24 protein-coding genes are annotated in these 25,278 nt (G+C 71.4%); 8 read left to right on the top strand and 16 right to left on the bottom strand.

Translation table 11 applies throughout. From position 1 onward, the window contains the following. Position 1: 1 nt before the first annotated feature. The gene (locus tag ACGFYN_RS05055; RefSeq protein ID WP_393864358.1) at positions 2-1,633 is read right to left on the bottom strand and encodes a phosphodiester glycosidase family protein; all 1,632 of its coding nucleotides are present in this window, start codon (positions 1,631-1,633) and stop codon (positions 2-4) included. Positions 1,634-1,818: 185 nt separating this feature from the next. Between ACGFYN_RS05055 and ACGFYN_RS05050 the strand changes: the two genes are divergently transcribed. Further along, a complete protein-coding gene (locus ACGFYN_RS05050) occupies positions 1,819-2,949 on the top strand; it encodes a serine hydrolase domain-containing protein (protein ID WP_393864357.1) in 1,131 nt (376 codons plus the stop codon). A 31-nt stretch (positions 2,950-2,980) separates the two neighbouring features. Here ACGFYN_RS05050 and ACGFYN_RS05045 read toward each other — a convergent pair whose 3' ends face one another. From ACGFYN_RS05045 to ACGFYN_RS05035, 3 genes are all read right to left on the bottom strand, one after another. Continuing rightward, entirely contained in the window at positions 2,981-3,757 is a 777-nt protein-coding gene (locus ACGFYN_RS05045; protein WP_393864356.1) for an SDR family oxidoreductase, read from the bottom strand. A gap of 123 nt (positions 3,758-3,880) precedes the next feature. After that, positions 3,881-4,264, bottom strand: coding sequence for a VOC family protein (locus ACGFYN_RS05040; RefSeq protein ID WP_393864355.1), 384 nt, complete (start codon positions 4,262-4,264; stop codon positions 3,881-3,883). Positions 4,265-4,362: 98 nt separating this feature from the next. Further along, on the bottom strand, positions 4,363-5,403 hold the full coding sequence (locus ACGFYN_RS05035) for an NAD(P)-dependent alcohol dehydrogenase (RefSeq protein WP_393864354.1): 1,041 nt from the start codon (positions 5,401-5,403) through the stop codon (positions 4,363-4,365). Between the two features lie 117 nt (positions 5,404-5,520). On the opposite strand from ACGFYN_RS05035, the gene ACGFYN_RS05030 reads away from it, so the two are divergent. Next, positions 5,521-6,426, top strand: a complete 906-nt coding sequence (locus tag ACGFYN_RS05030; RefSeq protein ID WP_393864353.1) for a helix-turn-helix domain-containing protein — start codon at positions 5,521-5,523, stop codon at positions 6,424-6,426. A gap of 12 nt (positions 6,427-6,438) precedes the next feature. Here ACGFYN_RS05030 and ACGFYN_RS05025 read toward each other — a convergent pair whose 3' ends face one another. From ACGFYN_RS05025 to ACGFYN_RS05000, 6 genes are all read right to left on the bottom strand, one after another. Continuing rightward, positions 6,439-7,209, bottom strand: a complete 771-nt coding sequence (locus ACGFYN_RS05025; RefSeq protein ID WP_393864352.1) for a group II truncated hemoglobin — start codon at positions 7,207-7,209, stop codon at positions 6,439-6,441. 84 nt (positions 7,210-7,293) lie between these two features. Further along, a complete protein-coding gene (locus tag ACGFYN_RS05020) occupies positions 7,294-10,620 on the bottom strand; it encodes a S8 family peptidase (protein WP_393864351.1) in 3,327 nt (1,108 codons plus the stop codon). A 144-nt stretch (positions 10,621-10,764) separates the two neighbouring features. Beyond that, the gene (locus tag ACGFYN_RS05015; protein WP_393864350.1) at positions 10,765-11,448 is read right to left on the bottom strand and encodes an ABC transporter ATP-binding protein; all 684 of its coding nucleotides are present in this window, start codon (positions 11,446-11,448) and stop codon (positions 10,765-10,767) included. A gap of 42 nt (positions 11,449-11,490) precedes the next feature. Continuing rightward, positions 11,491-12,948, bottom strand: coding sequence for an ABC transporter permease (locus tag ACGFYN_RS05010; protein ID WP_393864349.1), 1,458 nt, complete (start codon positions 12,946-12,948; stop codon positions 11,491-11,493). Between the two features lie 146 nt (positions 12,949-13,094). Next, positions 13,095-14,366 carry an Ig-like domain-containing protein gene (locus ACGFYN_RS05005; RefSeq protein ID WP_393864348.1) on the bottom strand — a complete coding sequence of 424 codons (1,272 nt, stop codon included), beginning with the start codon at positions 14,364-14,366 and terminating at the stop codon, positions 13,095-13,097. A gap of 205 nt (positions 14,367-14,571) precedes the next feature. Next, positions 14,572-14,922, bottom strand: coding sequence for a hypothetical protein (locus tag ACGFYN_RS05000; protein ID WP_393864347.1), 351 nt, complete (start codon positions 14,920-14,922; stop codon positions 14,572-14,574). Positions 14,923-15,031: 109 nt separating this feature from the next. Between ACGFYN_RS05000 and ACGFYN_RS04995 the strand changes: the two genes are divergently transcribed. Then, positions 15,032-15,346 carry an LPXTG cell wall anchor domain-containing protein gene (locus tag ACGFYN_RS04995; protein ID WP_393864346.1) on the top strand — a complete coding sequence of 105 codons (315 nt, stop codon included), beginning with the start codon at positions 15,032-15,034 and terminating at the stop codon, positions 15,344-15,346. Positions 15,347-15,404: 58 nt separating this feature from the next. On the opposite strand, the gene hutH is transcribed toward ACGFYN_RS04995, so the two are convergent. From hutH to ACGFYN_RS04980, 3 genes are all read right to left on the bottom strand, one after another. Then, positions 15,405-16,943 (bottom strand): histidine ammonia-lyase, encoded by a 1,539-nt coding sequence (hutH, locus tag ACGFYN_RS04990; protein WP_393864853.1) that lies wholly within the window; start codon positions 16,941-16,943, stop codon positions 15,405-15,407. Between the two features lie 90 nt (positions 16,944-17,033). Next, complete coding sequence (locus ACGFYN_RS04985) at positions 17,034-18,179, bottom strand: diguanylate cyclase domain-containing protein (protein WP_393864345.1); 1,146 nt, start codon at positions 18,177-18,179, stop codon at positions 17,034-17,036. A 72-nt stretch (positions 18,180-18,251) separates the two neighbouring features. Beyond that, the gene (locus tag ACGFYN_RS04980) at positions 18,252-19,061 is read right to left on the bottom strand and encodes an enoyl-CoA hydratase/isomerase family protein (RefSeq protein WP_393864344.1); all 810 of its coding nucleotides are present in this window, start codon (positions 19,059-19,061) and stop codon (positions 18,252-18,254) included. A gap of 175 nt (positions 19,062-19,236) precedes the next feature. On the opposite strand from ACGFYN_RS04980, the gene ACGFYN_RS04975 reads away from it, so the two are divergent. Next, positions 19,237-19,812, top strand: a complete 576-nt coding sequence (locus ACGFYN_RS04975; RefSeq protein WP_393864343.1) for a hypothetical protein — start codon at positions 19,237-19,239, stop codon at positions 19,810-19,812. Positions 19,813-19,840: 28 nt separating this feature from the next. Here ACGFYN_RS04975 and ACGFYN_RS04970 read toward each other — a convergent pair whose 3' ends face one another. Beyond that, positions 19,841-20,965, bottom strand: a complete 1,125-nt coding sequence (locus ACGFYN_RS04970; RefSeq protein WP_393864342.1) for an adenylate/guanylate cyclase domain-containing protein — start codon at positions 20,963-20,965, stop codon at positions 19,841-19,843. A 122-nt stretch (positions 20,966-21,087) separates the two neighbouring features. Then, the gene (locus ACGFYN_RS04965) at positions 21,088-21,948 is read right to left on the bottom strand and encodes a biotin--[acetyl-CoA-carboxylase] ligase (RefSeq protein ID WP_393864341.1); all 861 of its coding nucleotides are present in this window, start codon (positions 21,946-21,948) and stop codon (positions 21,088-21,090) included. 110 nt (positions 21,949-22,058) lie between these two features. Here ACGFYN_RS04965 and ACGFYN_RS04960 point away from each other — a divergent pair, with 110 nt between their 5' ends. From ACGFYN_RS04960 to ACGFYN_RS04945, 4 genes are all read left to right on the top strand, one after another. Continuing rightward, on the top strand, positions 22,059-23,669 hold the full coding sequence (locus ACGFYN_RS04960; RefSeq protein WP_393864340.1) for an acyl-CoA carboxylase subunit beta: 1,611 nt from the start codon (positions 22,059-22,061) through the stop codon (positions 23,667-23,669). A 17-nt stretch (positions 23,670-23,686) separates the two neighbouring features. Beyond that, positions 23,687-23,896 (top strand): acyl-CoA carboxylase epsilon subunit, encoded by a 210-nt coding sequence (locus ACGFYN_RS04955; protein WP_393864339.1) that lies wholly within the window; start codon positions 23,687-23,689, stop codon positions 23,894-23,896. Between the two features lie 109 nt (positions 23,897-24,005). Continuing rightward, positions 24,006-24,134, top strand: coding sequence for a morphogenic membrane protein MmpB (gene mmpB, locus ACGFYN_RS04950; RefSeq protein ID WP_393864338.1), 129 nt, complete (start codon positions 24,006-24,008; stop codon positions 24,132-24,134). Between the two features lie 46 nt (positions 24,135-24,180). Continuing rightward, positions 24,181-24,801 carry a Maf family protein gene (locus ACGFYN_RS04945; RefSeq protein ID WP_393864337.1) on the top strand — a complete coding sequence of 207 codons (621 nt, stop codon included), beginning with the start codon at positions 24,181-24,183 and terminating at the stop codon, positions 24,799-24,801. Here ACGFYN_RS04945 and ACGFYN_RS04940 read toward each other — a convergent pair. Continuing rightward, on the bottom strand, positions 24,770-25,267 hold the full coding sequence (locus tag ACGFYN_RS04940; RefSeq protein ID WP_393864336.1) for a hypothetical protein: 498 nt from the start codon (positions 25,265-25,267) through the stop codon (positions 24,770-24,772). The two genes, ACGFYN_RS04945 and ACGFYN_RS04940, sit on opposite strands and share 32 nt — an antisense overlap. Between the last annotated feature and the right edge of the window lie 11 nt (positions 25,268-25,278).

The raw sequence follows: 25,278 nt of genomic DNA, 5'->3' as shown, positions 1-25,278 counted from the left end.
GTCAGCCTGCGGGAGTCTGCAGCACCTGCACCGTGTCCCCGACCGGCCGTTCGCCCGTCGCGTCCGAGGGGTGGTTGGCGAGGATGCCGCGTACGGCCATCGTGGTGGAGCCGCCGCCGTCCAGGTTCAGGGCCTGTACGGCGCCGAGCGAGCGCATGAACCGGGCTTCCTCGTAGAGGGTGAAGCCCTCGCTGCCGTCGGTCCGGCGGCCGTCGACCGTGGCCAGGATCAGCCGGCCCCTGCTGTCGATCCCCGCCATGGTGCGCGGCTGGCGGGTGTTGGCCCAGGCGTAGCCGAAGGAGAGGTCCTGCGGGTCCACCACGCCCTCGCGTGCGGCGTCGATGTCGATACGGCCGTTCCTCACCAGGGTGGGCGCCGCGCTCACGACGGAGTCGTCGCCGTCGAGTTCGACACGACGGCCGCTCGTGTCGCGGACGTCCTCACGCACGAGGACGCGCCGTCCGGGGCCGGCCTGATCGGTCAGCCAGGTCGCGGCGGCGCCGACGCCCTGCAGCACGCTCCCGCCCGCCGGCACCCGTCCGCCCCGCGCGCCGACCGAGACGACCCGGCCGGACGGGTCCAGCACGGCCTGCACGCCCGCACCGGTGGGCAGGTCCGCGCCGAACTCGGGCGTGAACCGGACCAGATCGTCGGTGAGCCGGCAGGTGACGTCCTGCCAGGGGTGCTCGCTCGGGGTGGCGCCGGGGCGGCCGCAGTCGCGCACCAGGGCCGGGACGCGGTTGATGCCCTGGATCGCGTACGAGGACGTGCCGGCGCGGGCGGTGACGGTGGTCGTCAGGTCGGCGACGTGGACGTGGCGGCCGCCGTCACCGAGGATCAGGGCGGCCCGGGAGCCGGCCGCCATCGAGCCCAACCGGCCGCCGTAGGCGCCGAGTCCGGAGATGGTGCCCTGGACTCCGTCGGCGTTCGAGGTCACGAAGAAGCCGCCGTTGACGGCGATCAGCGAGCGCAGCCCGGCGGCGACCGACGACGTGGTCTCGCGCTGGGCGACGTTGCCGTCGTGCGTGCCCTCGACGGTGCCCTTGAACCGTCGGGGGTCGATCACCGCGACGTGGATGTTCTCGCGGTCGGCGGGCTCCTGGACGTCGTAGCCGGTCCAGGCGACGGCGGTGTGGAAGCCGGCGGAGGTGACCGCCTTCGCGGTGGCCTGCGCGTCGGCCTGGGCGGCGTAGGCGCCGATCCGCACCCGGAAGCCCATCACGCCATGGGGGGTGTCGGCGTAGTCCGGCCGGCGGACGCTCTCGACACGAGGGTCGTATCCCGCCTCGCGCAGTTTCCGGGCCGTGGTGTCGGCCCAATTGCGGGTGCTCACCTCGGCCCAGGTGGCGGCGCCGGTGAGCCGGCTGGTGGCCGGCGACTGGACGGTGACCGTCCAGGTGTGGGTGACGTCCGGGTGCCGGACGGTGCCCGTGCGCAGCTCCACGCCGGGCGCGAGCGTCTCGGTCGACCACTGCGCGAGGGCCGTGACCGACGCGGGGGCGGCCTGCGCCGGGGCCGGGGCACCGGCGGGGACGACGACGGCGATCAGGGCGGCGGCACCGAGGCCGGCGCGGGTGCGGGCGGTGGTGCGGGCGACGGTGCGGGAAGATCTGCCGAAGGCACGGTGATTCATGGGCTTCCTCACGGCTCGGACGCGGTGACGGCCGGTTGGGTCAAGGTTCTTCGGCCCCTTTGCGCCCACCATCCCAGACGGCCCCGCCGACTCCCGGCGCTCCGGAACATGAAGTCCGGGCAAGGGCGAGGGGAACGGCGGGAATTCGGTTGCTCCCCGCGGGCCGATGGGAGCTAATGCCTCGCATGGCAGACATTCAGGGCTTCTACGACGACTTGTTCCTCGCGGTGCCCCGTGCGCTCGCCGAGCTGCTGGACGGCGGGGACGCGGGCGGCTCGGTGGCGGTGTTCGTGGACGGGGAGCCGGTCGTGGACGTGTGGGGCGGGTTCGCCGACGCCGGGCGGACGAAGCCGTGGGAGCGGGACACGATCGTCAACGTCTGGTCCGTGACCAAGACGATGACGGCCCTCACCGCGCTCGTCCTCGCCGACCGCGGCGAGCTCGATCCGGACGCCCCGGTGGCGCGCTACTGGCCGGAGTTCGCCGCGGCGGGCAAGGACGGGGTGCTCGTACGGCATCTGCTCTCGCACACCGCCGGACTGCCCGACTGGGACGGACCGGTCGAGGAGCTCTACGACTGGACGTCCGCGACCGCGCGGCTCGCCGCCCGGGCCCCGCGCTGGGAGCCCGGCAGCGCGGCCGGGTACCACTCGCTCACCCAGGGCTTCCTGGTGGGCGAGGTCCTGCGGCGGATCACCGGCCGGAGCGTGGGCGAGTTCTTCGCCGACGAGGTGGCCGGGCCGCTGGGCGCGGACTTCCACATCGGGCTGACCGCCGAGCACGACCGCCGGGTGGCCCTCGCCGTCCCTCCACCGGGCCACGACGAGGACTACACGGCGGGGGCGGCCGGAAGCGGGGCGGGCGGGGGCAGCGCACCCGGCACGAGCACCCCCGCCGGTACCGCCATCCGGCTTCGCGACGGCAACAGCGTGGCGTGGCGGCGGGCGCAGATTCCTGCGGCGAGCGGGTTCGGGAACGCCCGGTCGGTCGCGCTCGTGCAGTCGGTCATGGCGTGCGGAGGGACGGTGAACGGCGTGCGCCTGCTGTCCGGGAAGGGCTCCGACCGCGCCTGGGAGGAGCAGTTCAGCGGCGAGGACCGCATCCTGGGCATGCCGGTGCGCTACGGCCTGGGATACGGACTGTTCGGCACCACCTACGGGTGGGGCGGCTGGGGCGGCTCGCTGGTGATGATCGAGCCCGAGTCGCGGACCGTCGTCGCGTACGTGACCCAGCAGATGCGCGAACCGGGCGCGGACAACCGGGGGTTGGAGATCTTCATGGCCGCATACGACGGTCTCCTGGGACTGCGCGGCTGACCGCCCGGGGCCGAACTCCGGGCCCGGGCGGTCAGCCCAGCCGCTCCGCCAGGAACTCCTCCCAGGTCCGCTTCCCGGTCTCGGCGCCCTTCAGGGTCAGGTTGTCCCCCGCCCGGTACGCCCGCCCCGCCTTGCCCGGGATTCGGACCGGCAGCTTCGGTCGCGGACGCCTGCCGCGCAGTTCGAGGTACGGGCGGGCCAGGGCGGGGATGTCGTAGAGCCGGGGGCCCGCCAGGTCCGGGACCGGCCCTGCCGGCTCGCCGAGGGTCAACTCCACGAGCCTGGCGGCGACTTCGCGCGCGTCGACGGGCTGGAGGCGCAGGCCGCCCGGGGACGGCAGGACGGGGAGTTTCGTCATCTTCTCCACCATCGTCAGCGTGAGGTCGTGGAACTGGGCCGCGCGCAGGGTGGTCCAGGGGATGCCCGAGCCGGCGACGGCCCGCTCCGCGTCGAGCTTGGTGCGCATCCAGGCCAGCGGGACGCGGTCGGCGCCGATGACCGAGATGTAGACCACGTGCCGTACGCCGGCCGGCCCGGCCGCCCGCAGCAGGGTGCGGGTCGCCTCGTCGTCGCCCTTCTGGCCGCCCGCGAGATGCAGGACGGTCTCCGCGCCGGCGACGGCGGCGTCGATGCCCTCGCCCGTCAGCAGATCACCGGTGACGTGTTCGCGGCCGTCCGCCGCAGCGCGCCCGGACCGGCTCAGCACACGCACCTCGCGGCCGGCCGCCCGAAGGAGTGGGACCACGTGGCGGCCCAGGGTGCCCGTGCCGCCGGTGACCAGGATGGGGGACGTGATGGGTGACGTCATGATGCACAGCTCCAAAGATCTTTCGCCGTCGTGTGCCTTCGCTGCTATGACCCCTGGCGGCCAAGGCGTGTGACAGGACGGGGAAAGAATCTTCGGAGCGTGCCGGGCGGTCGAGTGCGAAGATCAACTCCCGCTTCCGTACGGCCTGGTGATGATCTCCAGGCTGTGGCCACCGGGGTCCTGGAAGTACGCGCCCCGCCCGCCGTCGTTGCGGTTGATCTCGCCGGGGCGGTGGTGGAAGGGGTCTGCCCAGAAGGTCAGGCCGGTGTCCTGGATGCGGGCGAAGATCGTGTCGAATTCGTCCTCGGACACCAGGAACGCGTAGTGCTGGGGGGTGATCTCGCCGTCGGCGTCCAGGTAGTCGAGGGTCACGCCGTTCGGTATCTGAACGGGGACGAAGGGGCCGTACTGCGGGCTCACCTCCAGCCCGAGGATGTCGGCGAGGAACCTGGCCGACGTCTGCTTGTCGTGCGCGGCAACGATCGTGTGGTTCAGCTGCACGGTCATCTCGTGGGCCTCCTCGGCCCCAACATACTGCGGCACGCCGAGGGCCCCGGCAGCTCGTGCCGGGGCCCTCGGTCACCTGCGTCGATCCGCCGCGCCGGTCAGATCGTCGCCGTGTCGATCACGAACCGGAAGCGGACGTCGCTGGCGAGCACCCGCTCGTACGCCTCGTTGATCTGGTCGGCGCGGATCAGCTCGATCTCTGCGCCGAAGCCGTGCTCGGCGCAGAAGTCCAGCATCTCCTGGGTCTCCCGGATACCGCCGATGCCGGAGCCGGCGAGGGTCTTGCGGCCGCTGATCACCGAGAAGAGGTTGAGCTTGACGGGCTCCTCGGGGGCGCCGACGTTCACGAAGGCGCCGTCCGTCTTCAGCAGCGACAGGAAGGCGCCCAGGTCCAGCGGGGCCGAGACCGTGGAGAGGATCAGGTCGAAACTGCCCCTGAGGTCCTTGAAGGTCTGCTCGTCGCTGGTCGCGTAGTAGTGGTCGGCGCCCAGCCGCAGGCCCTCGTCCTTCTTGCGCAGGGACTGCGAGAGCACCGTGACCTCGGCACCCAGCGCGTGCGCGATCTTGACGCCCATGTGCCCGAGGCCGCCCATGCCGAGGATCGCGACCTTCTTGCCGGGGCCGGCGTTCCAGTGGCGCAGCGGGGAGTACGTGGTGATGCCGGCGCACAGCAGGGGCGCGGCCACGTCGAGGGAGAGGCCGTCGGGGACGCGGACGACGAAGTTCTCGTCGACGACGACCTTCTGCGAGTAGCCGCCGTAGGTGGTCTCACCGTCCTTGCCGACGGCGTTGTACGTGCCGACGTTGCCGTTGAGGCAGTACTGCTCCAGGCCGGCCAGGCAGTTCTCGCACTCGCGGCAGGAGTCGACCATGCAGCCGACGCCCACGCGGTCGCCGACGGCGAACTTGGTCACACCGGGGCCGACCTCGGAGACGATGCCCGCGATCTCGTGGCCGGGGACCATCGGGAAGATCGCCTCGCCCCAGCCCTCGCGGGCCTGGTGGATGTCCGAGTGGCAGATACCGGCGAACTTGATGTCGATCAGGACGTCGAACTCGCCGACCGGCCGTCGCTCGATGGTGGTGCGCTCCAGGGGAGCCTTCGCGGCGGGTGCGGCGTACGCAGCAACAGTGGTCATGCCGTCGAGACTGCCGGATCACGGAGGGTTCACCCAGACCACGGCTTTGCGTACGTCCGCCGTGCCTACCACTGACGGGGACAGGATGGTGTGCGTACGACGGTGAATACTCGACGTATGGACGAACAGCCCGAACCCGTACAGGAGCCCTCCAGGGCTCTGGACCGGCGTGCCGAGCTCAGTGAGTTCCTGCGCACCCGGCGTGCCCGGCTGAAGCCGGAGGACGTGGGGCTGCCGGACTTCGGGCGGCACCGGCGGGTGCCGGGGCTGAGGCGCGAGGAGCTGGCGCAGCTGGCGGGCGTCTCGGTGGCGTACTACACGCGCCTGGAGCAGGGCAACGGGCGGAACGTCTCGGCGGAGGTGCTCGACTCCATCGCGCGGGCGCTCCGGCTGACCGACGCCGAGCACAGCCACCTCACGCACCTCGCGAAGCCGAAGCAGCACAAGAAGAAGCCGGCCGCCCGCGCCCAGCAGGTGCGCGGTGCGCTGCGGCAGCTGCTGGACACGATGGACGGCTCGGTGCCTGCGTACATCTCCGGCCGGCGCTCCGACATCCTGGCCTGGAACGGAATGGCGGCGGCCGTCTTCGGCGACTGGTCGGAGCTGCCGGCGCAGGAGCGGAACTGGGCCCGGCTGGTGTTCCTGAGGCCTGAGTACCGCGATCTCTACGTGGAGTGGGAGCAGAAGGCGTACGACATCGTCAGCTTCCTGCGGATGGAGGCGGGCTGCTACCCGGACGATCCGCGGCTGTCCGCGCTGGTCGGCGAACTCTCGGTGAAGAGCGAGGAGTTCAGGCGGCTGTGGGCCACGCACGACGTCAAGGAGAAGAGCTACGGCGTCAAGCGGCTGCGGCATCCGCTGGTGGGCGAGCTGACCTTGAGCTTCGAGTCGTTCCGGCTGGCGGACGACGACGGGCTGGCGCTGACCACGTACCACGCCGAGCCCGGGACCCCGTCGGCCGAGGCGCTGCGCCTGCTCGCGAGCTGGGGAGCGGACGCGACGCGGGCGGGACGGTCCGCCTAGCCGGCCGACGACTCACCCCTGGTACGGCGGCATCGACCCCCATCCCCACCTCGGCACCGGCTGCTCCGCCGGCGGCTTCGCGTCGGGGCCCGAGAAGTACACGGCGAGCCGCGTCCCCCACTCGATGTAGGCCACGAACGCCGAGCGGAACTCCGCGTCGGTCGGGAGGCCCGCCTCGTCCGCCGCGTCCTGGACGAGGTTGACCCAGCGGCGGCGCTGGGGCTCGGTGATGTGCCTGCCGAAGTGCTTGGCGACCATGTGGCCGTGGCCGCCCTGGGTGAGGGAGTAGGCGGCCGGGCCGCCGAAGACCTCGGCGAGCCAGAGCGCCACGTGCTCGGGGTGGTCGGGGCCCATGTCGGCGAAGAGCGGCGCCAGGAGGTCGTCCTTGAGGACCTTGTCGTAGAAGACCGAGGTCAGCCGGGTGAAGGCCTCCTCGCCGCCCGCCCAGTCGTACAGGCTCGGCAGGGACGATCCCCCGCCGCGCACGCTCGTCGGCTTGTAGTGGCGCATCTCCTCGATGTTCTCGACGTACGGCCGGATCTCGGCGAGGAAGCCGGGGAAAAGGTCCGAGTTGCGGAACCCCTCGAGGTGGTCCTCGGTCGAGGTCCAGGTGATGCGCAGGATGTAGTGCCCGAAGTCCTCCTCGCAGCGCGCCAGTTCGTAGTCGACGCACTGGGGTGCCGCCGCCAGTTGGGTCGCGGCACGGGTGTAGGCGGCGAGGAACTCCGCCGAGCGGTCTTCCGGGATGCGGTACCGGATGTATTCGACGGTCTCTTGAGTCATGCGTTCACAGAAACACGGACCGCCCGCCGGAGGCTGCGCTTCCGGCGGGCGGTTCGCTGTGGGCTCACTCGGCGTACGGACGGCTCACTTGCCGAAGTACGCGTCGTAGATCGAGAGCGTCGACCTGTTGCCCTTCTTGTCGGTGATCTTGGCGTGGAAGGAGATGGCCTTCCCCTTCGCCGGGTTCTTCACCTTGATCGTGCCGTGCACGACGTCGGCCTTCTTCCAGGTCTTGCCGTGGTCGTAGGACACGGTCACCGACAGCGACCTGAGGTTGCCGCCCTTGGCCGATCCCTCGACGATCACCGGGATGCTCATCGTCTTGCCGGCCTCGACCTTGCTGCCGAGGTCCGTGGCCGCCCCGAAGCGGACCGTGGAGGCCGCGAGCTTGGCCACGCCGGACGGCTTCTTGGAGCGGAACGTCCAGCTCGCGTCGATGCGGGTGGTGGCCGCCGCGACCTTGGCGCTGCGCGCGACCGAGGTGGTGAGCCGGTAGTCCGCCTCGCCGGCGGGGACCTTGAAGGCCTTCTCGCCGAACAGCGGGTCGTCGTTGGAGCCGACCTTGGCACCGCCCCGGTACAGCGTTGTGTGCACCCCGGTGAAGACCGAGGAGCCCGCGTGGGTGCTGCCGTCGGAGTACAGCGGGATCACGCCGTAGATGCTGTTCCCGTCGCGGTACAGACCGAAGCCGGAGTTCAAGTGCGGTCCGAAGACGGCCGTGTTGAACCTCTTGGCGTAGGTCCTGCCGCCCTTGAAGGTCTGCGCCGCGCCGATCGTGTACGCCGCCTCGGTGACCGGGAAGCCGTCCGCGTCGGTGCCGCCGTACTGCTCGAACTCCATCTCCCACCGCACGCCGTTCACGGTCGACAGATGCAGCTTGCGGGTGCCGGGCAGCGTCTCCGCCATGCCGATCGAGGAGGCGCTGCTGCTGAAGGGCAGCCAGCCGACGGCGTCGATCGCGCCCTTCTTGCCGCTCGCCGAGGCGCCGAGGCCGACGTTCACGGTGGCCAGCTCCGAGGCCTTCCAGTGCTTGGTGTAGCCGGTGGCGAGCTGCTTGACGGCGGAGCCGCTGGTGACGTCGTACTGCTCGTGCGCGCCGCTGGTCCAGTGGCCGTCCCACTGCTGGGTCAGCGAACCGTCGGTGACCTGCGGGCCGAGGCCCCTGGAGCGGAAGTTGGCGTAGGAGTCCAGGAGCCAGCCGAAGCCGTAGCCGGAGTCGGCGGTGGTCACGTCGTAACCCGGTGACGCGAAGGCCGACTTGGCGGCCGTGTTGGGCACGGTGATGTCGACCGGCTTCGCGGTACGGGCGTCCAGCGTGATCGTCGTGTTCCTGGTGACGCTCAGCTTGGGCTGCGCCAGCCAGTCGATGCCCTTGGTGGCGTCCTCCGGGTCCACGAAGACGCTGGTGTCGAGGACGTAACCACCCTTGGGCACCCGCGCGGTGACGGTTCCGGAGGCGTCGTAGGGCGCGTAGGACTTGCCCTGGCCGAGGCCAGAGACGCCGGCCAGGGTCGCCGAGTAGTACTTCGCCGGACTGCCGTCACGGCCCACGAACTTCAGCTTGACGTCGTAGGACTCGACCTCGCGCTGCACGGCCGCGGCCGTCCGCACGCTCTGGCCGCCGCCCGTCGCCGTCACGTACGCGGCGTACGCGCCCTCCAGCGTGCCGCCCAGCTTGGTGTTCACGGTCAGGCCGACCGAGGCCTTGCCCCCGGCCGGGACCGTCACCTTGGCCGCACCGAGCTTGAAGAAGCCCGCCGGGGCCGCATGCCCCTTGGGGTCGGTGGCGCTCGCGGCCAGGTTCAGCGTGACGTCCTTGGTGCCGAGGTTGCGGTACGTCAGCTGCCTGGTGACCGGCTTGTCGTCGGTGTGCGGCCACTGGGCGGTGCCGAAGCTCACCGACACCGGGTCGGCGATCACCGACTGCTTGATGGCCCGGTCGACGGCGATACGGCCCGAACCCTGCTGGAACGGCGTGTACTTGCCACCCTTCGCCGATCCGGTCAGCGCGCCCTTGAGCTCGGCGGACCTCCAGTCCGGGTGCTGCTGCTTGAGCAGGGCCGCGGCGCCCGCCACGTGCGGGGTCGCCATCGACGTACCGGAGATGGTGAGGTAGCCGGGCGGGTTCTCGCCGACCTCCTTGTCGATGACGCTGCCGGGGGCGGCGGCCGCGGTGATGTCCACGCCGGGCGCGGTCACGTCGGGCTTGATCTGGCCGTCGAGGCCGGGGCCGCGGCTGGAGAACGACGCCAGCTTGTCGTGGTCGTCGACCGCGCCGACGGTGAGTGCGTCGGCCGCGCTGCCCGGGGAGCCGATGGTCTGCTCGCCGAAGTCGCCGTCGTTGCCCGCGGCGATGGCGAACAGGATGCCCTTCTGCTCGGAGAGCTTGTTCACCTCGGCCTCGAGCGGGTCGATGCCGGGGGTGTCGCCGCCGCCGAGGCTGAGGTTGACGACGTCGGCGCCCTGCTCGGCCGCCCACTCCATGCCGGCCAGGATCTGGGAGTCGTCGCCGGAGCCGCTGTCGTCGAGCACCTTGCCGTTGAGCAGCTTGGCGTCCGGGGCCACGCCCTTGTACTTGCCGTGGGACTTGGCGCCCGTGCCCGCCGCGATGGACGCGACGTGCGTGCCGTGCCCGTAGTGGTCGGTGGCGTCGGCGGCGGTGGAGAAGTTCTTCTCGGCGACGACCTGGCCCTTGAGGTCCGGGTGGGTCGCGTCGATGCCGGTGTCCAGGACCGCGATCCTGACGCCCTTGCCGGTGTAGCCGGCGGCCCACGCCTTCGGTGCGCCGATCTGGGGTACGGACTTGTCGAGGCTGGCCCTGCGGACCCCGTCCAGCCAGACGTGCGCGATGCCGGAGGCCGTCCTGTCGCCGTCGGTGACCGCGTGCCACAGCTCGGCGGTGTCCTGCTTCGGCGTCTGCACGGCGTCGGCGTTGAGGGACGTGAGGCGCTCACGGAGCCTGCCCGCGTCCCGGACGCCGGTCTTGGCGGCGGAAGCGGCGCCCTGGTAGCCGACGATGACCTTCAGGCCGTGCTTCTGGGAGGTGCGGGTGGTGGCCCGGTTCAGCTCGGTGACGTCGAACAGCCGCTGGTCGACCTTGCCGGTCGCGATCAGGCGGGCGACGTCGGAGGGGACGACCAGGGTGTGGCCGTCGGCCCTGCGTATCTGGACTGGTATGTGCTCGCGGCCCTTCGCGGGCTCCAGGCCGACCACGCGGCCCTTGGCGTCGACGGCGACGCGGTCACCCGTGATCAGCGTGATGCGGTGCTTCGCGGTGAGCGAGGCGGCCCTCGAAGGGACGGCCGCCTGACGGGACTTGGCCTGCGCCGGGCTGGTCGTTCCCGCCGCGAGGGCCACCGCGGCCGCCGCGGCGACGGCGGACGCGCATGCTCTTTTCAGTTGTCTGCGCAAGTCTCCCCCTGGAGATGAAGTACCGGGCGCATTCCCCTGTCACCCGGCCGGGGGTGGTCTCGCACGCTTGCGCGTACACCCCCCGGATCACGCAGTATGCCGGGGGGTGATCAGGCACCTCAAGAGATGAGAGGAAGGTAAGAGCTACGCTCCCGCGTTCTCCTTGACGGTGATCCTGCCCTTGCGGATCGTCGCCAGACGCGGGGCCTTCTTCGCGATGGCGGAGTCGTGGGTGACCATGATGAAGGTCAGCCCGAGCTCCTTCCACATGCGCTCCAGCACTTCCATGATCTCGTCGCGCATCGACTCGTCGAGATTGCCGGTGGGTTCGTCGGCGAGCAGTACCTTCGGCTCCTTCACCAGCGCGCGGGCGATGGCGACGCGCTGCTGCTGGCCTCCCGACATCTCGCCGGGCAGATGGCCGAGGCGTTCGCCGAGGCCGACCGACCTGAGCGCCTCGGCCGCCCGTTCGCGGCGGTCCTTCGTCTTCACGCCCAGGGGTACGAGGGCGGTCTCCACGTTCTCCTGGGCGGTGAGGGTGGGAATGAGGTTGAAGCTCTGGAAGACGAAGCCGATGTTCTCGCTGCGGACCTTGGTGAGGCGGGCCTCGGACAGCTTCGCCAAGTCGGTCCCGTCCAGGACGACTTCACCGGCCGTGGGCCGGTCCAGGCCGCCGAGCATCTGGAGCAGGGTGGACTTGCCGCCGCCGGTGGGGCCCTGGATGACGAGACGGTCCCCGTCCGCGATGGCCAGGTCTACGGCGTCCAGGGCGGTGACGGTGTCCTTGCCCCGGGTGTAGCGCTTGGTGACGCCTCTTAGTTCGTACATGGTGGCTCCTGGGAGGGTTCGTGGGTGGGGCCGGGCGGGTTGCTACTCGACGCGCCTCAGCGCGTCCGCGGGGCGCAGCCGCGATGCCCGCCAGCCGCCGAAGGCCCCCGCGATCAGACCGCCGGCCACCGCGAGGGCGACCGCCAGGGCGATGGTCGTGAGGCTCACCGGCGCGGTGAGCGCGACCTCCAGGGTCTTGGCGGCCCCGCGGCCGCCCCCGCCGAAGCCGCCCCCGCCGAAGCCGCCCCCACCGCCGGGACCACCGGTGCCCCCGCCGCTGCCGCCCAACTGGGCCTGGAGCGTGGGGCTGATGGCGGTGACGACGTAGGCGCCGGCGAGGCCGAGCGCGATGCCGAGGGCGCCGCCCACCAGACCGTTGACCATGGCTTCACCGACGACCTGCCGGGTCACCCGGCCCGACTTCCAGCCCAGCGCCTTGAGCGTGCCGAACTCGCGCACCCGGCGCGAGACGGCGGAGGAGGTGAGCAGTCCGGCGACCAGGAAGGCGGCCACCAGCACCGCGATGGACAGCCACTTGCCGACGTTGGTGGCGAGGGAGGACGCCGTCGACAGGGAGCCGGAGACGGTGTCGGCGAGGTCGGCGGAGGTGGTGACCGTCGTACCCGAGACGTTCTTCTGGATGGTCGACTTGACCGCGGAGATCTGCTGGGAGTCGGTCGCCTTGACGTAGATCGTGGTGACCTTGTTCTTCTGGCCGGCCAGCGTCTGGGCCTGCTTCAGCGGCATGTACAGATTGGCCGCGGAGTCACCGCTGTCGGCCGTCGCGATGCCGATGATCTTGTACTTGACCTTGTTGACGGTGACGCTCGAACCGACCTTGTACTTCTTCTCCTTGGCGTACGCCGAGTCGGCGACCAGCACCTTGGCGTCGGTCTCGGTCGCCTTGAAGGTACGGCCGCTGGTGATCTTCGACGAGGTCAGCGGGCCGAGTCCGGTCTGCGTGACGTCGGTGCCGTAGACCGAGTAGGAGTTGACGTCGAAGTTGGCGCCGCCGCCCTTCACCTCGCCCTGCGGCCGGCCGCCGCCGCGCGCGCCGCCGGCGCCGTTCTGGTTCTGCTGGAACTGGCCGCGGGTGAACTGGCCGTCGATCTTGACCACGTTGAGGCTCAGCCCGCCGACGGCGGTCGAGACCCCCTTCTGGCCACCGACCTTGGAGACGGTGGTGGACGACAGGGTGGTGAAGCCCTGCACCATGACCCGGTCGCTGCTCTGCTTCGAGTCGTCGTCGTTGCCCCGCGCGTCGAACTGGAAGCGCGGCCGCTGCGAGCTGGAGGCGGACGGCGTCGCGGCCTTGGTGACCGTCATGTCCGTGCCCAGTCCGTAGAGCGACTGGAGGACCTTGTCCTGCGCCTTCCCCATGCCGTTGGACACGGAGTTGACCACGATGACCAGCGCGATGCCCAACGCGAGGCCGGAGGCGACGACGAGGGCCGCCTTTCTGCGGCGGCGCAGTTCGCGCCTCAGGTAGGTGAAGAACATGGCCGCAAGGTAGGGACGGCGCGTGATGCTTGGATAAGGCCGGCATAAGAGATGCATGAGAAGGCTGTGGCCGCCCCCTGAAAAGCCCCGGAAACACCGATGCCGCCCCTGAGGGCGGCATCGGAGAGCTGTGAGCCGACGGTGGGTCAGACGGCCGAACCGGCCTTCCACGCAGCCCAGCTGAGGTTCCAGCCGTTGAGGCCGTTGTCCGGCTGGACCGTCTTGTCGCCGGTGTTGGAGATCACCACGACGTCGCCGACGATCGAGTTGTTGTACATCCAGTAGGCCGGTGTGCCCTTGTCGTCGGCGCCCTTGGTGTCCGACAGGCCCACGCAGCCGTGGCTGGTGTTCACGGAGCCGAAGATGGACTTCGCGCCCCAGTAGTTGCCGTGCAGGAACGTGCCGGAGTTGGTCAGCCGGATGGCGTGCGGCACGTCCTTGATGTCGTACTCGCCCTTGCCGTCGTCGTCGGTGAAGCCCACGGTCGCGCCGTTCATGCGCGTCTCCTTGAACTTCTCGGACATGACCATGGTGCCGTTGTAGGTCTTGTTTTCCGGCGAACCGGCCGAGATCGGGATCGTCTTGATCGTCTTGCCGTCCTGCGTGACCTTCATCTGCTTGGTCTTGGCGTCGACGTAGGAGACCTGGTTGCGGCCGATGTGGAAGGTGACCGTCTTCTGCTGCACGCCCGTGACACCGGAGGCGCCCTCGACGCCGTCGAGCGCGAGCTTCAGCGTGACGGTGGAGTTCTCCTTCCAGTAGTCCTCGGGGCGGAAGTCGAGGCGGTTGGCGCCGAACCAGTGCCCGACGACCTCCTGGCCGCTGCTGGAGGAGACCGTGATGCCCTTCTGGACCGCGGCCTTGTTGGTGATGGCCTTGTCGAAGTTGATCGACACCGGCATGCCCACGCCGACGGTCGAGCCCTGCTCCGGCGTGAAGTTGCCTATGAAGCTGTTGTTCGGGGAGACCGTGGTGAACGAGGCATTCTCGTGCGCGACGAGGCCGGCGGAGTCCTTGGCCTCGGCGGCGACCTTGTAGGTGGTCGAGCGCTGCAGCTGGGTGCTGGGCTTCCAGCTGAGCTTGTCCGCGGACAGCTGGCCGGCCACCGCGGTGCCGTCGGCGGTCGTCATCGTCACGCCTGTGAGCGTTCCCTTGCTGACGGTGACGGCGGCGGAGTTGTTGATGGAGGCGTTGTCCGAGCCGTCCTTGGGGGTGATCTTGATATCGGCCTCGGAGGACTTCTTGGCCGCCGCCTCGTCGGCCTTGGCCTGCGAGGTGTCCTTGCCCTTGGTGCCCGAGGCGTCACCGCCGCCACCGCCACCGGAACATGCCGTAAGGGCCAGAACCCCGCCGAGCAGTGCGGACGCGACCGTCAGGCCGTTGCGCCGCTTACTGTTCGTCATCACACGCTTCTCCATCGTTGCCGATTCCCCGGAAAACCCGACCAGTCCCCGTTGAAGAACTTCAACGCTACGACCGGTTCGTCCCGTTCCACCTGGCCCAAAGATGTGGGGCACGCCACGTCGGACGGGGCGGGTGGTGCGGAAATCGGTCAGTGCGCCGCTGAGGACGACGAAACCCCGGGCGGTGGTTGCCGCCCGGGGTTTCGCATGCCCCGAGCCGCTAGGAGCCGATTGCGGCCCCCTCGTCCTCGTCGTCGTCAGCATCATCCTCGTCCAGGTCCCAATCCGGCGAATCGGGGTCGTAGTCGACGGCCTCGCTCGACCACGAGGCCTGTGCGAGCTCGACCCCGGGCACAGCGCTGACCAGGTCGAACGGGTCCACCAGAAACGCGAGGGCTTCCGCGGTGTCTTCCGTCACAGCGTCTTCGGCGTGCGCCCGCTCGTCGGCCGGCACGTCGTTCTCCTCGGCGAGACGCCGCAGCGCCGCCTTGGTCACCGCGTCGGGGTCGTCGACCTCGATGACGAGTTCCACCCGGAGGCGGACAAAACGTGATGTCTCTTCAGTGCTCATGCCCGGAGCGTAAGGCCCATGCCTCCCGTGACTTTCCTGTGACCCGCGCCTTTCACTAACATCGCTCCACACGGCCAATTCGCCAGCGCCACAAGGGGATCGATATTCCGTGTCATCCGTTCGCCGTCCGCTGCTGACCGCCACCGCCGCGGGGACCCTCCTGTGCGCCCTGTGGTTCGTTCCCTCCGCCAACGCGAGCGGGGACCAGCCGGCGAGAACAACACCCTCGACGACCCCGGCCTCCGAGGTCACCACCCAGGCACGGGTGGCGTCGACGACCGCGGACAGCTCCGTCGCGGACACCCAACTCGCCGACACCGGAAGCTTCGACACCACGCCCTACGTCGTCGGCGGCACCCTCTTCCTCGGGGTCGGCGCCGGCTTCGTGGTGTATTCGGTACGCCGCGAACGCCTCGGCTTCTGAGCGGGCACGACGTCGAGGGGCCCTGCCGCACACCCGGCAGGGCCCCTCTCCCGTACGGCTACTGCAGCGGGCCGGTGACGCCCTCCACCGCGGCGACCAGCCGCCCGTCCCGCACGAACGCGTCCGCGGCGGCGAGGTCGGGGGCGAGGAAACGGTCGGGGCCGGGACCCTGGACGCCCGCCGCCCGCGCGGCCGTGATGGCCGCCTGCGAGGCGGGGGCCGGGGTCAGGCCCTCGCGCAGCTCGATCGCACGCGTGGCGGCGTACATCTCGACGGCGACCACGCGCGCGAGGTTGTCGACGGCCGTGCGCAGCTTGCGGGCGGCCGACCAGCCCATGGAGACGTGGTCCTCCTGCATGGCGGAGGAGGGGATCGAGTCGGCGGACGCCGGTACGGCCAGCCGCTTCAGCTCGCTCACCAGCGCGGCCTGCGTGTACTGGGCGATCATGAGGCCCGAGTCGACGCCCGCGTCGTCGGCCAGGAACGGCGGCAGGCCGTGGCTGCGGTTCTTGTCGAGCAGCCGGTCGGTGCGGCGCTCGGCGATGGAGGCCAGGTCCGCGGCTGCGATGGCGAGGAAGTCGAGGACGTACGCGACCGGGGCGCCGTGGAAGTTGCCGTTGGACTCCACGCGCCCGTCCGGCAGCACGACCGGGTTGTCCACGGCGGAGGCCAGCTCGCGCTCGGCGACCGTGCGGGCGTGCGCCATGGTGTCCCGGCCGGCACCGGCGACCTGCGGGGCGCAGCGCACCGAGTAGGCGTCCTGGACGCGCGGCGCGTCGTCCTGGTGGTGCCCGGTGAGCTCCGAACCCTTCAGCACGGCAAGCATGTTGGCGGCCGAGGCGCCCTGCCCGGGGTGCGGGCGGATGGCGTGCAGCTCGGGGGCGAGCACCTTGTCGGTGCCCAGCAGCGCCTCCAGGCTGAGGGCGGCGGTGATGTCGGCCGACTTGTAGAGCCGGTCCAGGTCGGCGAGGGCCATGATCAGCATGCCGAGCATGCCGTCGGTGCCGTTGAGCAGGGCGAGGCCCTCCTTCTCACGGAGCTCGACGGGGGCGATGCCGTGCGCGGCGAGCAGCTCGCCCGCGGGACGGACCGTTCCGTCCGGGCCCTCCGCGTCCCCCTCCCCCATGAGCGTCAGGGCACAGTGCGACAGGGGCGCGAGGTCGCCGGAGCAGCCGAGGGAGCCGAACTCGTAGACGACCGGGGTGATCCCGGCGTTGAGCACGTCGGCCATGGTCTGCGCGACCTCGGGCCGGACACCGGTGTGCCCCGAGCAGACGGTCTTGAGCCGCAGGAACATCAGGGCCCGTACGACCTCGCGCTCCACGCGCGGCCCGAGGCCCGCCGCGTGCGAGCGGACGATGTTGCGCTGCAGCTGGGCCCGCAGCTCCGGGCTGATGTGCCGGGTCGCCAGAGCACCGAAGCCGGTGCTGACGCCGTAGACCGGCTCGGGCTTGGCCGCCAGCGCGTCCACGATCTCGCGGGCCGCGGCGAGCGCCGCGACCGCCTCCCCCGACAGCTCGATCCGGGCCCCGTCGCGCGCCACGGCGAGCACGTCGGACGCGGTCACCCCGGACGTCCCCACCACCACAGTGTGCATATCCATATTCAGGAGCGTACGCAGTGAAGACGAAGATGTCACTACTGGGTCGGCGTTACGCCCCTTACAGGTTCGAGCCCGCCGGGAAGGTCAGCCCCGGCCCCGGAACTGCCGCCGTTCCCCTGGATCCTGGAGCGAAGGGGTGTCGACCAGCCGCATCACCGGATCGTCGGGACCCTCCCGGCCCGCCACCACCGGCCGGTCAGCGCGGAGCGCCTTCGCGCGGTACTGGGCGGCGTCCGCCAGCCGGAACAGCCGGCGGGCGGACCGCACCGGCCCGATCGGGTCCCCCGTGGAGGCCACCCCGCAGGCCACCCCGTCGCCGAGCTCCAACTCCGCGGCTCGGCGGCACAGTTCGTCGGCCGCCTTGACGGCCTCGTCGGCGGACGGCCCGACCGCCAGCAGACAGAACTCGTCACCGCCGAGCCGCGCGGCCAGCGCCCCCGGCAGCATCGCCCCGCACAGGGAGAGGACGGAGCCGAAGCGTTCGAGGAGGCGGTCGCCGACGGCATGGCCGCGGGTGTCGTTGACACGCTTGAGGCCGTTGAGGTCGCAGACGACGAGGCTGACAACCGTGCCGTCCACCCGGTGCGCCTCCACGGCCTCGTCCAGCTTCCCGTCGACGGCGCGGCGGTTGGCGAGGCCGGTGAGGGCGTCGGTGTAGGCGAGCCGCCGCACCTCCTCCAGCCGCTCCGCCTGGGCGATCCCGGCGGCCACGACGGCGGCCAGAACGGTGGCGAAGTCGGCGTCCGCCCGCTCGAAGACGAGGGCGCCGGCGGGGCGGGCGACGTAGAGCTCACCCCACGCGCGCCCGTGCAGCACGATCGGCGCGACGACACAGCTGCCGCGGCCGCGCCGGCGCAGGGCGGCGACGCGCTGGTGGACATAGCCGGGGCGGCCGCCCGCGGCGGGCCCCTGCGCCGTCTCCACCCAGGCGTCCGGCTCGCCGCCCCCGGCCCACCGCTCGTGCAGGAACTCGGTGATCTCGGGGAACTGGTGCACGGGATAGGACTCGTCCTCGGGGAACTCGTCCTCCCCCTCGGTCAGCTCCCCCACGTTCACGAGGACCCGCAGCCGGCCGCGCTCCCGCTCCCACACCGACAGCGCGGCGAAGCTCCCGCCCAGCGCCCGGCACGCACCGGCCGCCGCCGAGCGCCACGCCTCGTGCGAACCGTGAGCCGCCGCCATCCCCTGCGCCAACGCGACCACGGCCGCGAGCCGCTTGTCCTCACCCATCACTCCAGGTTAGGGATGTTTGGGGTGTTTCGGGTCATTGGTACGGCGGTGGGGTGAGCGATGGCCGTGCCGCTACTCCCCCGGCCATTGCGGCTTCCGCTTCTCGTTGAACGCCGCCACGCCTTCCGCCCGGTCCCCCGAGAACGCCACCGAGCGCCACGCGGCGTCCTCGACCTCGAGGCCGGCCCGCAGATCGAGCCCGTGCCCCAGCCGCAGCGCGCGCTTGGCGGCCCGCAGCCCGACCGGCGAGTGCGCACCGATGCGCGCGGCCAGGGCCAGCGCCTCCGCCCGGTCCCGCCCCTCCTCCACCAGCTCGTCGACGAGTCCCAACTCCCGCGCCTCGTCGGCCTGAAGACGCCGCGCCGAGAAGATGAGCTCGGCCGCCCGCGCGGCCCCCACGCGCCGCGGCAGCAGCTGCGTGCCGCCACCGCCCGGAATGACGCCCACGGACACCTCCGGCAGCCCCACCACGGCCGTGCGGTCGGCCACGATCAGGTCGCACGACAGCGCCAGCTCGAAGCCGCCGCCCAGCGCGAAGCCGTGCACGGCGGCGATCGTCGGCACAGGCAGTTCGAGGACCCCGGTGTAGGCGGCCCGCGCGAGGGGCCGCTGCCGGACCAGATCGGCGTCGGTGAAGGAGTTCCGCTCCTTGAGATCCGCCCCGACGCAGAACGCCCGCTCGTGCGTGGAGGTCAGCACGACGACGCGTACGTCACGGTCGGCGCCCAGCGCCGCGCACGCGCCGGCGATCGACCGCGCCATCTCGGTCGAGACGGCGTTCATGGCCTTGGGCCGGTCGAGGACGAGCTCGGCGACGTGCCCGGCGCCCTCGCCCCCGTCCCGCCGCACCGCCACGAACTCCCCGAACCGCTCCTCACTCATGACGCCCTCCGGTTAACGCGGGTTAACAAGTCTCGGCCCGATCATCGCAGGCTTTCCGCCCGCTGTCCCCGTTCGGGTGACATAGCCGCGACTCCCGCCCGGCCGCCCACGCCGGCGCGTAGCGTGCCTGCGCCGCGGCGTGCAGGGGGCGCGAGCGCAACGGGGAGGGTTCGTGATGACGGAGACACCGGTGGGGCGCGGCAGGCATCGCAGGCCCCGCCCCCGCAAGGTCCTGTTCGCCGTCGGCGGTCTTGCGCTGGCCGCCGGCGCGCTGAGCCTGGTGCGGATGGCGCCGGAATCGGGGGTCGGCGGGATCGGCGGCACCGCGGAGGCCGATCCCCGTCAGGACGCGGGCCCCGGAACCGCCCGGTCGGGCAACACCGCCGCCACCGTCGAGGCCGTACCCCGGGTGAGTCGGTCCGCTGCCTCCGTGCTCGGCGGGGTGAGTGGGACACCGACGGCGGGCGCGAGCGTCCTGCCGCTGCCGGCCACGACCACGTCACCGGGGGACCCGACGGCTGCCACCACCGGCACCACGACCGTCCCTCAGGCGCCGAACGCTCCGACGGCCACCACCACCGTCCGGCCGCCGGCCACGACGGCTCCGGCGCCCCGTCCGACCCCGGCACCCGGCCGGACCACGCCCCCTCCCGCACCGCGGCCCAGCCACACGCACGACGAGGACGGCCCGGGCCTGTGCCTCCCGGTCGTCGGCCTGTGCGTGGGCGCGCTGACCGGCGAGGAGCGCTGAACGACCAGGGCCTGTTGCGCGACAGGCCCTAGGGGGTGTCGGTCCGCCGCGTCAGCAGCCACGGCTCCACCACGCCCAGACCACGCACCGGCCGCTGCCACATCGGCTGGAGCGCGAAGCGGTACGTCGGGGGCTCCTCGCCCTCCTTCTCCGCGGCGGCCGCGGCCTCGGCCGCTTCGGCCTCGGAGGCGGGGGCCTCCCCGGTGCGGATGAGCTCCTGGGCGAAGTCGCTGTCCACCAGGACGGCGTCACGCGGAGCTATCGAGGTCAGCCGGGAGGCGAGGTTCACCGTCGTACCGAACACATCGCCCATGCGAGTGGTCACCGTGCCGAAGGCGATGCCGACGCGCAGCTCGGGCATCGTCTCGTCGTTCGCCATCGTCTCGATCAGGCGCAGCGCGATCTCGGCGGCGACGCCACAGTCGTCCGCCGCGTACAGCACCTCGTCGCCCAGGGTCTTGACGAGCCGCCCGCCGTGCGCGGCGACCAGATCGGCGCAGGTCGTCTCGAAGGCCTCGACGAGCTCGCCGAGTTCCTCCTCCTCCATACGGCGGGTGAGGCGGGTGAAGCCGACGAGGTCCGCGAAGCCGACGGCCAGGCGCCGGTCGACCATCTCCTCGTCGTCGGCGGCCTGCACGACCCGGCCGGCCGAGGCGGCGAGCTGGCGCCGCCAGACGTAGACGAGGAACTCCTCCAGCTCGGGCAGGAGCAGCTCGACGATCGGGTACGTCACCTCGGTGCGGGTCATCCCCGGCTCGGGCGGCTCGGTCAGGCCCTCCAGGAAGGAGTCGATCTGCCACTCGGCCAGCCGGGCCGTGGTCTGCCCGGTGGAGCGGGCCACCTGCACCGCCATGGCCTCGCTCAGCAGCCCCGCCTCGACCAGACCGGACAGCCGACGCAGCGCCAGCACGTCGGCCTCGGTGAGCGCCTTGGCCTGCCCGATGTCGGCGAAGCCCATCGCCCGCCAGAAGCGCGTGGCCAGCTCCACGGAGACGCCCGCGCTGCGCGCCGCCTGAAAGGGGGTGTAGCGCCGCTCGGCCCCGAGGATCAGATGCTCCAGGCGCAGCGCGAGCGGGTCGTCGCCGGGGTCGGCGGCATGGGGGTCCACCCGGCCGTCCGGGTCCGAACCGGATCCCGTGTCGTCGACGGTCACGCCTGCTGCCCTTCCGATCTGCCACGGTCAGGTATCGACCGGCCTCAACTGTACGGCAGGTGTGCGGTAGCTCACTCCCGCCCGTCATGCTCAGCTGCAGGCAGCCGTACCTCCACACTCTGCTAGGCGGGCCTCAGGTGCACGATGTCGCCCGCCCCGACGGGCTCCTGTACCCCGTTCTCCGTGGCGATCACCAGTCGGCCGTCACCGTCGATCGCCACCGCCTCACCGGTGATCGCCCGGTCCCCCGGCAGCTCCGCCCGTACCACCCGTCCCAGGGTCGCGCAGCCCGCCGCATACGTCTCCTGCAGTCCGCAGGCCACCGGGTCGCCGCCGGCCTCGCGCCACCGCCCGTACCACTCGGCCAGGGAGCGCAGCACCGCCCTCAGCAGGGGGTCGCGGTCGGTGCTGACCGCGCCGGCCAGCACCAGCGAACCCGCCTGCGGGACCGGCAGTTCCGCCTCCCGCAGGGTGACGTTGATGCCGACCCCGACGACCACTCCGCCGTCCCCGGCCCGCTCGGCGAGGATGCCGCCGGCCTTGCGCTCCTCGCCGCCGATGGAGACCAGCAGGTCGTTGGGCCACTTGAGTGCCGTGTCCACGCCCGCGGAGCGGGACAGCCCCGTCGCCACGGCGACCCCGGTGAGCAGGGGGAGCCAGCCCCAGCGGGCGACCGGCACCTCGCCCGGCTGCAGAAGAACGGAGAAGAACAGTCCCGAGCGGGCCGGCGCCGTCCACTGCCGGTCCAGGCGGCCCCGCCCGGAGGTCTGCTCCTCGGCGATCAGGACCGAGCCCTCGGCCGCCTTGCCCGCCGCGGCCAGGGCGACCAGGTCCGAGTTGGTGGAGCCGGTGCTCGGCACCACCTCCACGTCACGCCACAGCCCGCCCTCCTGCACCAGACCGCGGTGCAGCGCGTTGGCGTTGAGGGGAGGCCGGTCCAGATCGGACCAGCGGCTGTCGTCTGAAGCATCTCGCGGCGTCATGCAAGCCACCCTAGGTGTGTGAAACGCCGCACTGCTGATTCGTAGGCCCCCCACTACTCTACGGATGAGTAACCGTCCCCCCTTTTGAGCAGGCAGGGAGCCGCATCCCGATGTCCGAGCCGGAAGAGCGTCAAGAGATCCCAGGGATCGACATCCACACCACCGCGGGCAAACTCGCGGATCTCCAGCGCCGTATCGAGGAAGCGACGCACGCCGGCTCCGCACGCGCCGTCGAGAAGCAGCACTCCAAGGGCAAGTTGACGGCCCGTGAGCGGATCGAGCTGCTGCTCGACGAGGGCTCGTTCGTGGAGCTCGACGAGTTCGCCCGGCACCGCTCCACCAACTTCGGCCTGGAGAACAACCGCCCCTACGGCGACGGCGTCGTGACCGGCTACGGCACGGTCGACGGCCGCCCGGTCGCCGTCTTCTCGCAGGACTTCACCGTCTTCGGCGGCGCGCTGGGCGAGGTCTACGGCCAGAAGATCGTCAAGGTCATGGACTTCGCGCTGAAGACCGGCTGCCCGGTCATCGGCATCAACGACTCCGGCGGCGCCCGTATCCAGGAGGGCGTGGCCTCGCTCGGCGCGTACGGCGAGATCTTCCGCCGCAACACCCACGCCTCCGGCGTCATCCCGCAGATCAGCCTGGTCGTCGGCCCGTGCGCGGGCGGCGCGGTCTACTCCCCCGCGATCACCGACTTCACGGTGATGGTCGACCAGACCTCGCACATGTTCATCACCGGCCCGGACGTCATCAAGACGGTCACCGGCGAGGACGTCGGCTTCGAGGAGCTGGGCGGCGCCCGCACCCACAACTCCACCTCCGGCGTGGCCCATCACATGGCCGGCGACGAGAAGGACGCCATCGAGTACGTCAAGCAGCTGCTGTCGTACCTGCCGTCCAACAACCTCTCCGAGGCCCCGGTCTACCCCGAGGAGGCCGACCTCGCCGTCACCGGTGAGGACCTCGAGCTGGACACCCTCGTGCCCGACAGCGCGAACCAGCCCTACGACATGCACACCGTCATCGAGCACATCCTCGACGACGCCGAGTTCTTCGAGACCCAGCCGCTGTTCGCGCCGAACATCCTCACCGGCTTCGGTCGCGTCGAGGGCCACCCGGTGGGCGTCGTCGCCAACCAGCCGATGCAGTACGCCGGCTGCCTGGACATCAAGGCCTCCGAGAAGGGCGCGCGCTTCGTGCGCACCTGCGACGCCTTCAACATCCCCGTCATCACCTTCGTCGACGTCCCCGGCTTCCTGCCCGGCGTCGACCAGGAGCACGACGGCATCATCCGCCGCGGCGCCAAGCTGATCTACGCCTACGCCGAGGCCACCGTCCCGCTGATCACGGTCATCACCCGCAAGGCGTTCGGCGGCGCCTACGACGTCATGGGCTCCAAGCACCTGGGAGCAGACCTCAACCTCGCCTGGCCGACCGCCCAGATCGCCGTCATGGGCGCCCAGGGCGCGGTCAACATCCTGCACCGCCGCACCATCGCCGAGGCGGATGCCGCAGGCGACCTGGAGGCGACCCGGGCCCGGCTGATCCAGGAGTACGAGGACGCCCTCCTCAACCCCTACATCGCGGCCGAGCGCGGCTACGTCGACGCGGTGATCATGCCGTCCGACACCCGCGCCCACCTCGTCCGCGGCCTGCGCCAGCTGCGCACCAAGCGCGAGTCGCTGCCGCCCAAGAAGCACGGCAACATCCCCCTCTAGTCCGGCAGGGAGCCGTCATGAACATCAAGGTCGTACGGGGCAACCCGACCGCGGAGGAGCTCGCCGCCGCCCTGGCGGTGGTCCGCGCCCGCGCCGCGGCACAGGCCTTCGTCCCGCCCGGCGCGACCCGGGACCGCGACACGTGGTCCGACCCGTCCCGCATCGCCACCCACCGCCTGCCCCAACCGAGCCCCACCTCCTGGGCGCGCACCTTCTGGCCGGGGTAACCGAAGCCCCCCAGGGGCGCGGGGAACCGCGCACATCGGTGCAACGCCGGGCGTCAACTTGAGTACCCGTACTCAGGCGCCCGGCGAAGGCCCGCCGCACGCTGGAAACATGCTGTGGTCAGACCCCGAGAACGAGCCGCCCAAGGAACTGCGCGACATGCAGGACAAGATGCGGCGGCTCGGCCTTCTCATGGCCCTGGCCATGATCCTGGCGATGATCGTGATCGGCCTGAGGTAGCCCCCGCCGAGCCCGCGGCGCGATCCGGCGCGACTACCCTGAGCGCATGACAGACGTGCCCCGCCGCCGCCTCATCCTCGCCTCCCAGTCGCCCGCCCGGCTGAATCTGCTGCGCCAGGCCGGCCTCGAACCGGAGGTCATCGTCAGCGGCGTCGACGAGGACGCCGTGAGCGCCCCCACCCCCGCCGAACTCGCCCTCGCACTCGCCGAGGCCAAGGCCTCCGTGGTCGCGGCCAGGCCGGACGCGCACGGCGCCCTGGTCATCGGCTGCGACTCCGTCCTCGACCTGGACGGCGCGGCGCTGGGAAAGCCGGCCGACGCCGAGGAGGCGACGGCCAGGTGGAAGTCGATGCGCGGACGCGCGGGCACGCTCCAGACCGGCCACTGCGTCTACGACACCGTCAGCGGCCGGTACACCTCCGCCACCGCCTCCACCGTGGTCCGCTTCGGCGAGCCCACCGACGAGGAGGTCGCCGCCTACGTCGCCTCGGGCGAACCCCTCTACGTCGCGGGGGCGTTCACGCTCGACGGCCGCAGCGCGCCGTTCATCGAGGGCATCGACGGCGACCACGGCAACGTCATCGGCATCAGCCTGCCCCTGCTCCGCCGGCTCCTCGCCCAACTGGGCGTCGGCATCACGGAGTTGTGGGCGCCGGCGGAGAAGTGACGGGCGAACCCGCGCCGTCCTTGCCGCCGTCGTTCTCCGGGGGTGCCGCGGGCGGGACCGCGTCCGTCGGCTCCGCCGGGCTGTCGTAGGTCATCAGCAGCAGCACGATGAGCCCCAGCACGACCACCATGAACAGGAACGCGCTCCAGCCCACCAGGCCCCAGGCGAACGCCCCGAGCAGCGCGTGCACCACGGCCGCGCTGATCAGCAGGATGCGCCCGAAGCCGGCCGGCGGGCGGTCCCGCAGGGCGACGAGCAGCGCCACCAGGCCGCACAGGGCGAAGTAGAGCCCGAAGACGATCCCGCCGATCTTCGAGGAGTTCGCCATCATGTCGGAGTCGAGTCCGGCCAGGGACATGTCCTGACGGTCGACGACGACCCCGAGGAACCAGTTGAGCGCGGCGACACCGAACGCCTCCACGAAGAGCACGATCGCCACGACCCATGCCACCGGTCTGCGTACCACCGGTTCCCCAC

The organism is Streptomyces sp. NPDC048419 (genome assembly GCF_043200415.1).
Lineage (GTDB): Bacteria > Actinomycetota > Actinomycetes > Streptomycetales > Streptomycetaceae > Streptomyces.
The sequence above is the reverse complement of the archived record's forward strand: the minus strand, read 5'-3'. Positions and strand labels throughout refer to the sequence as shown.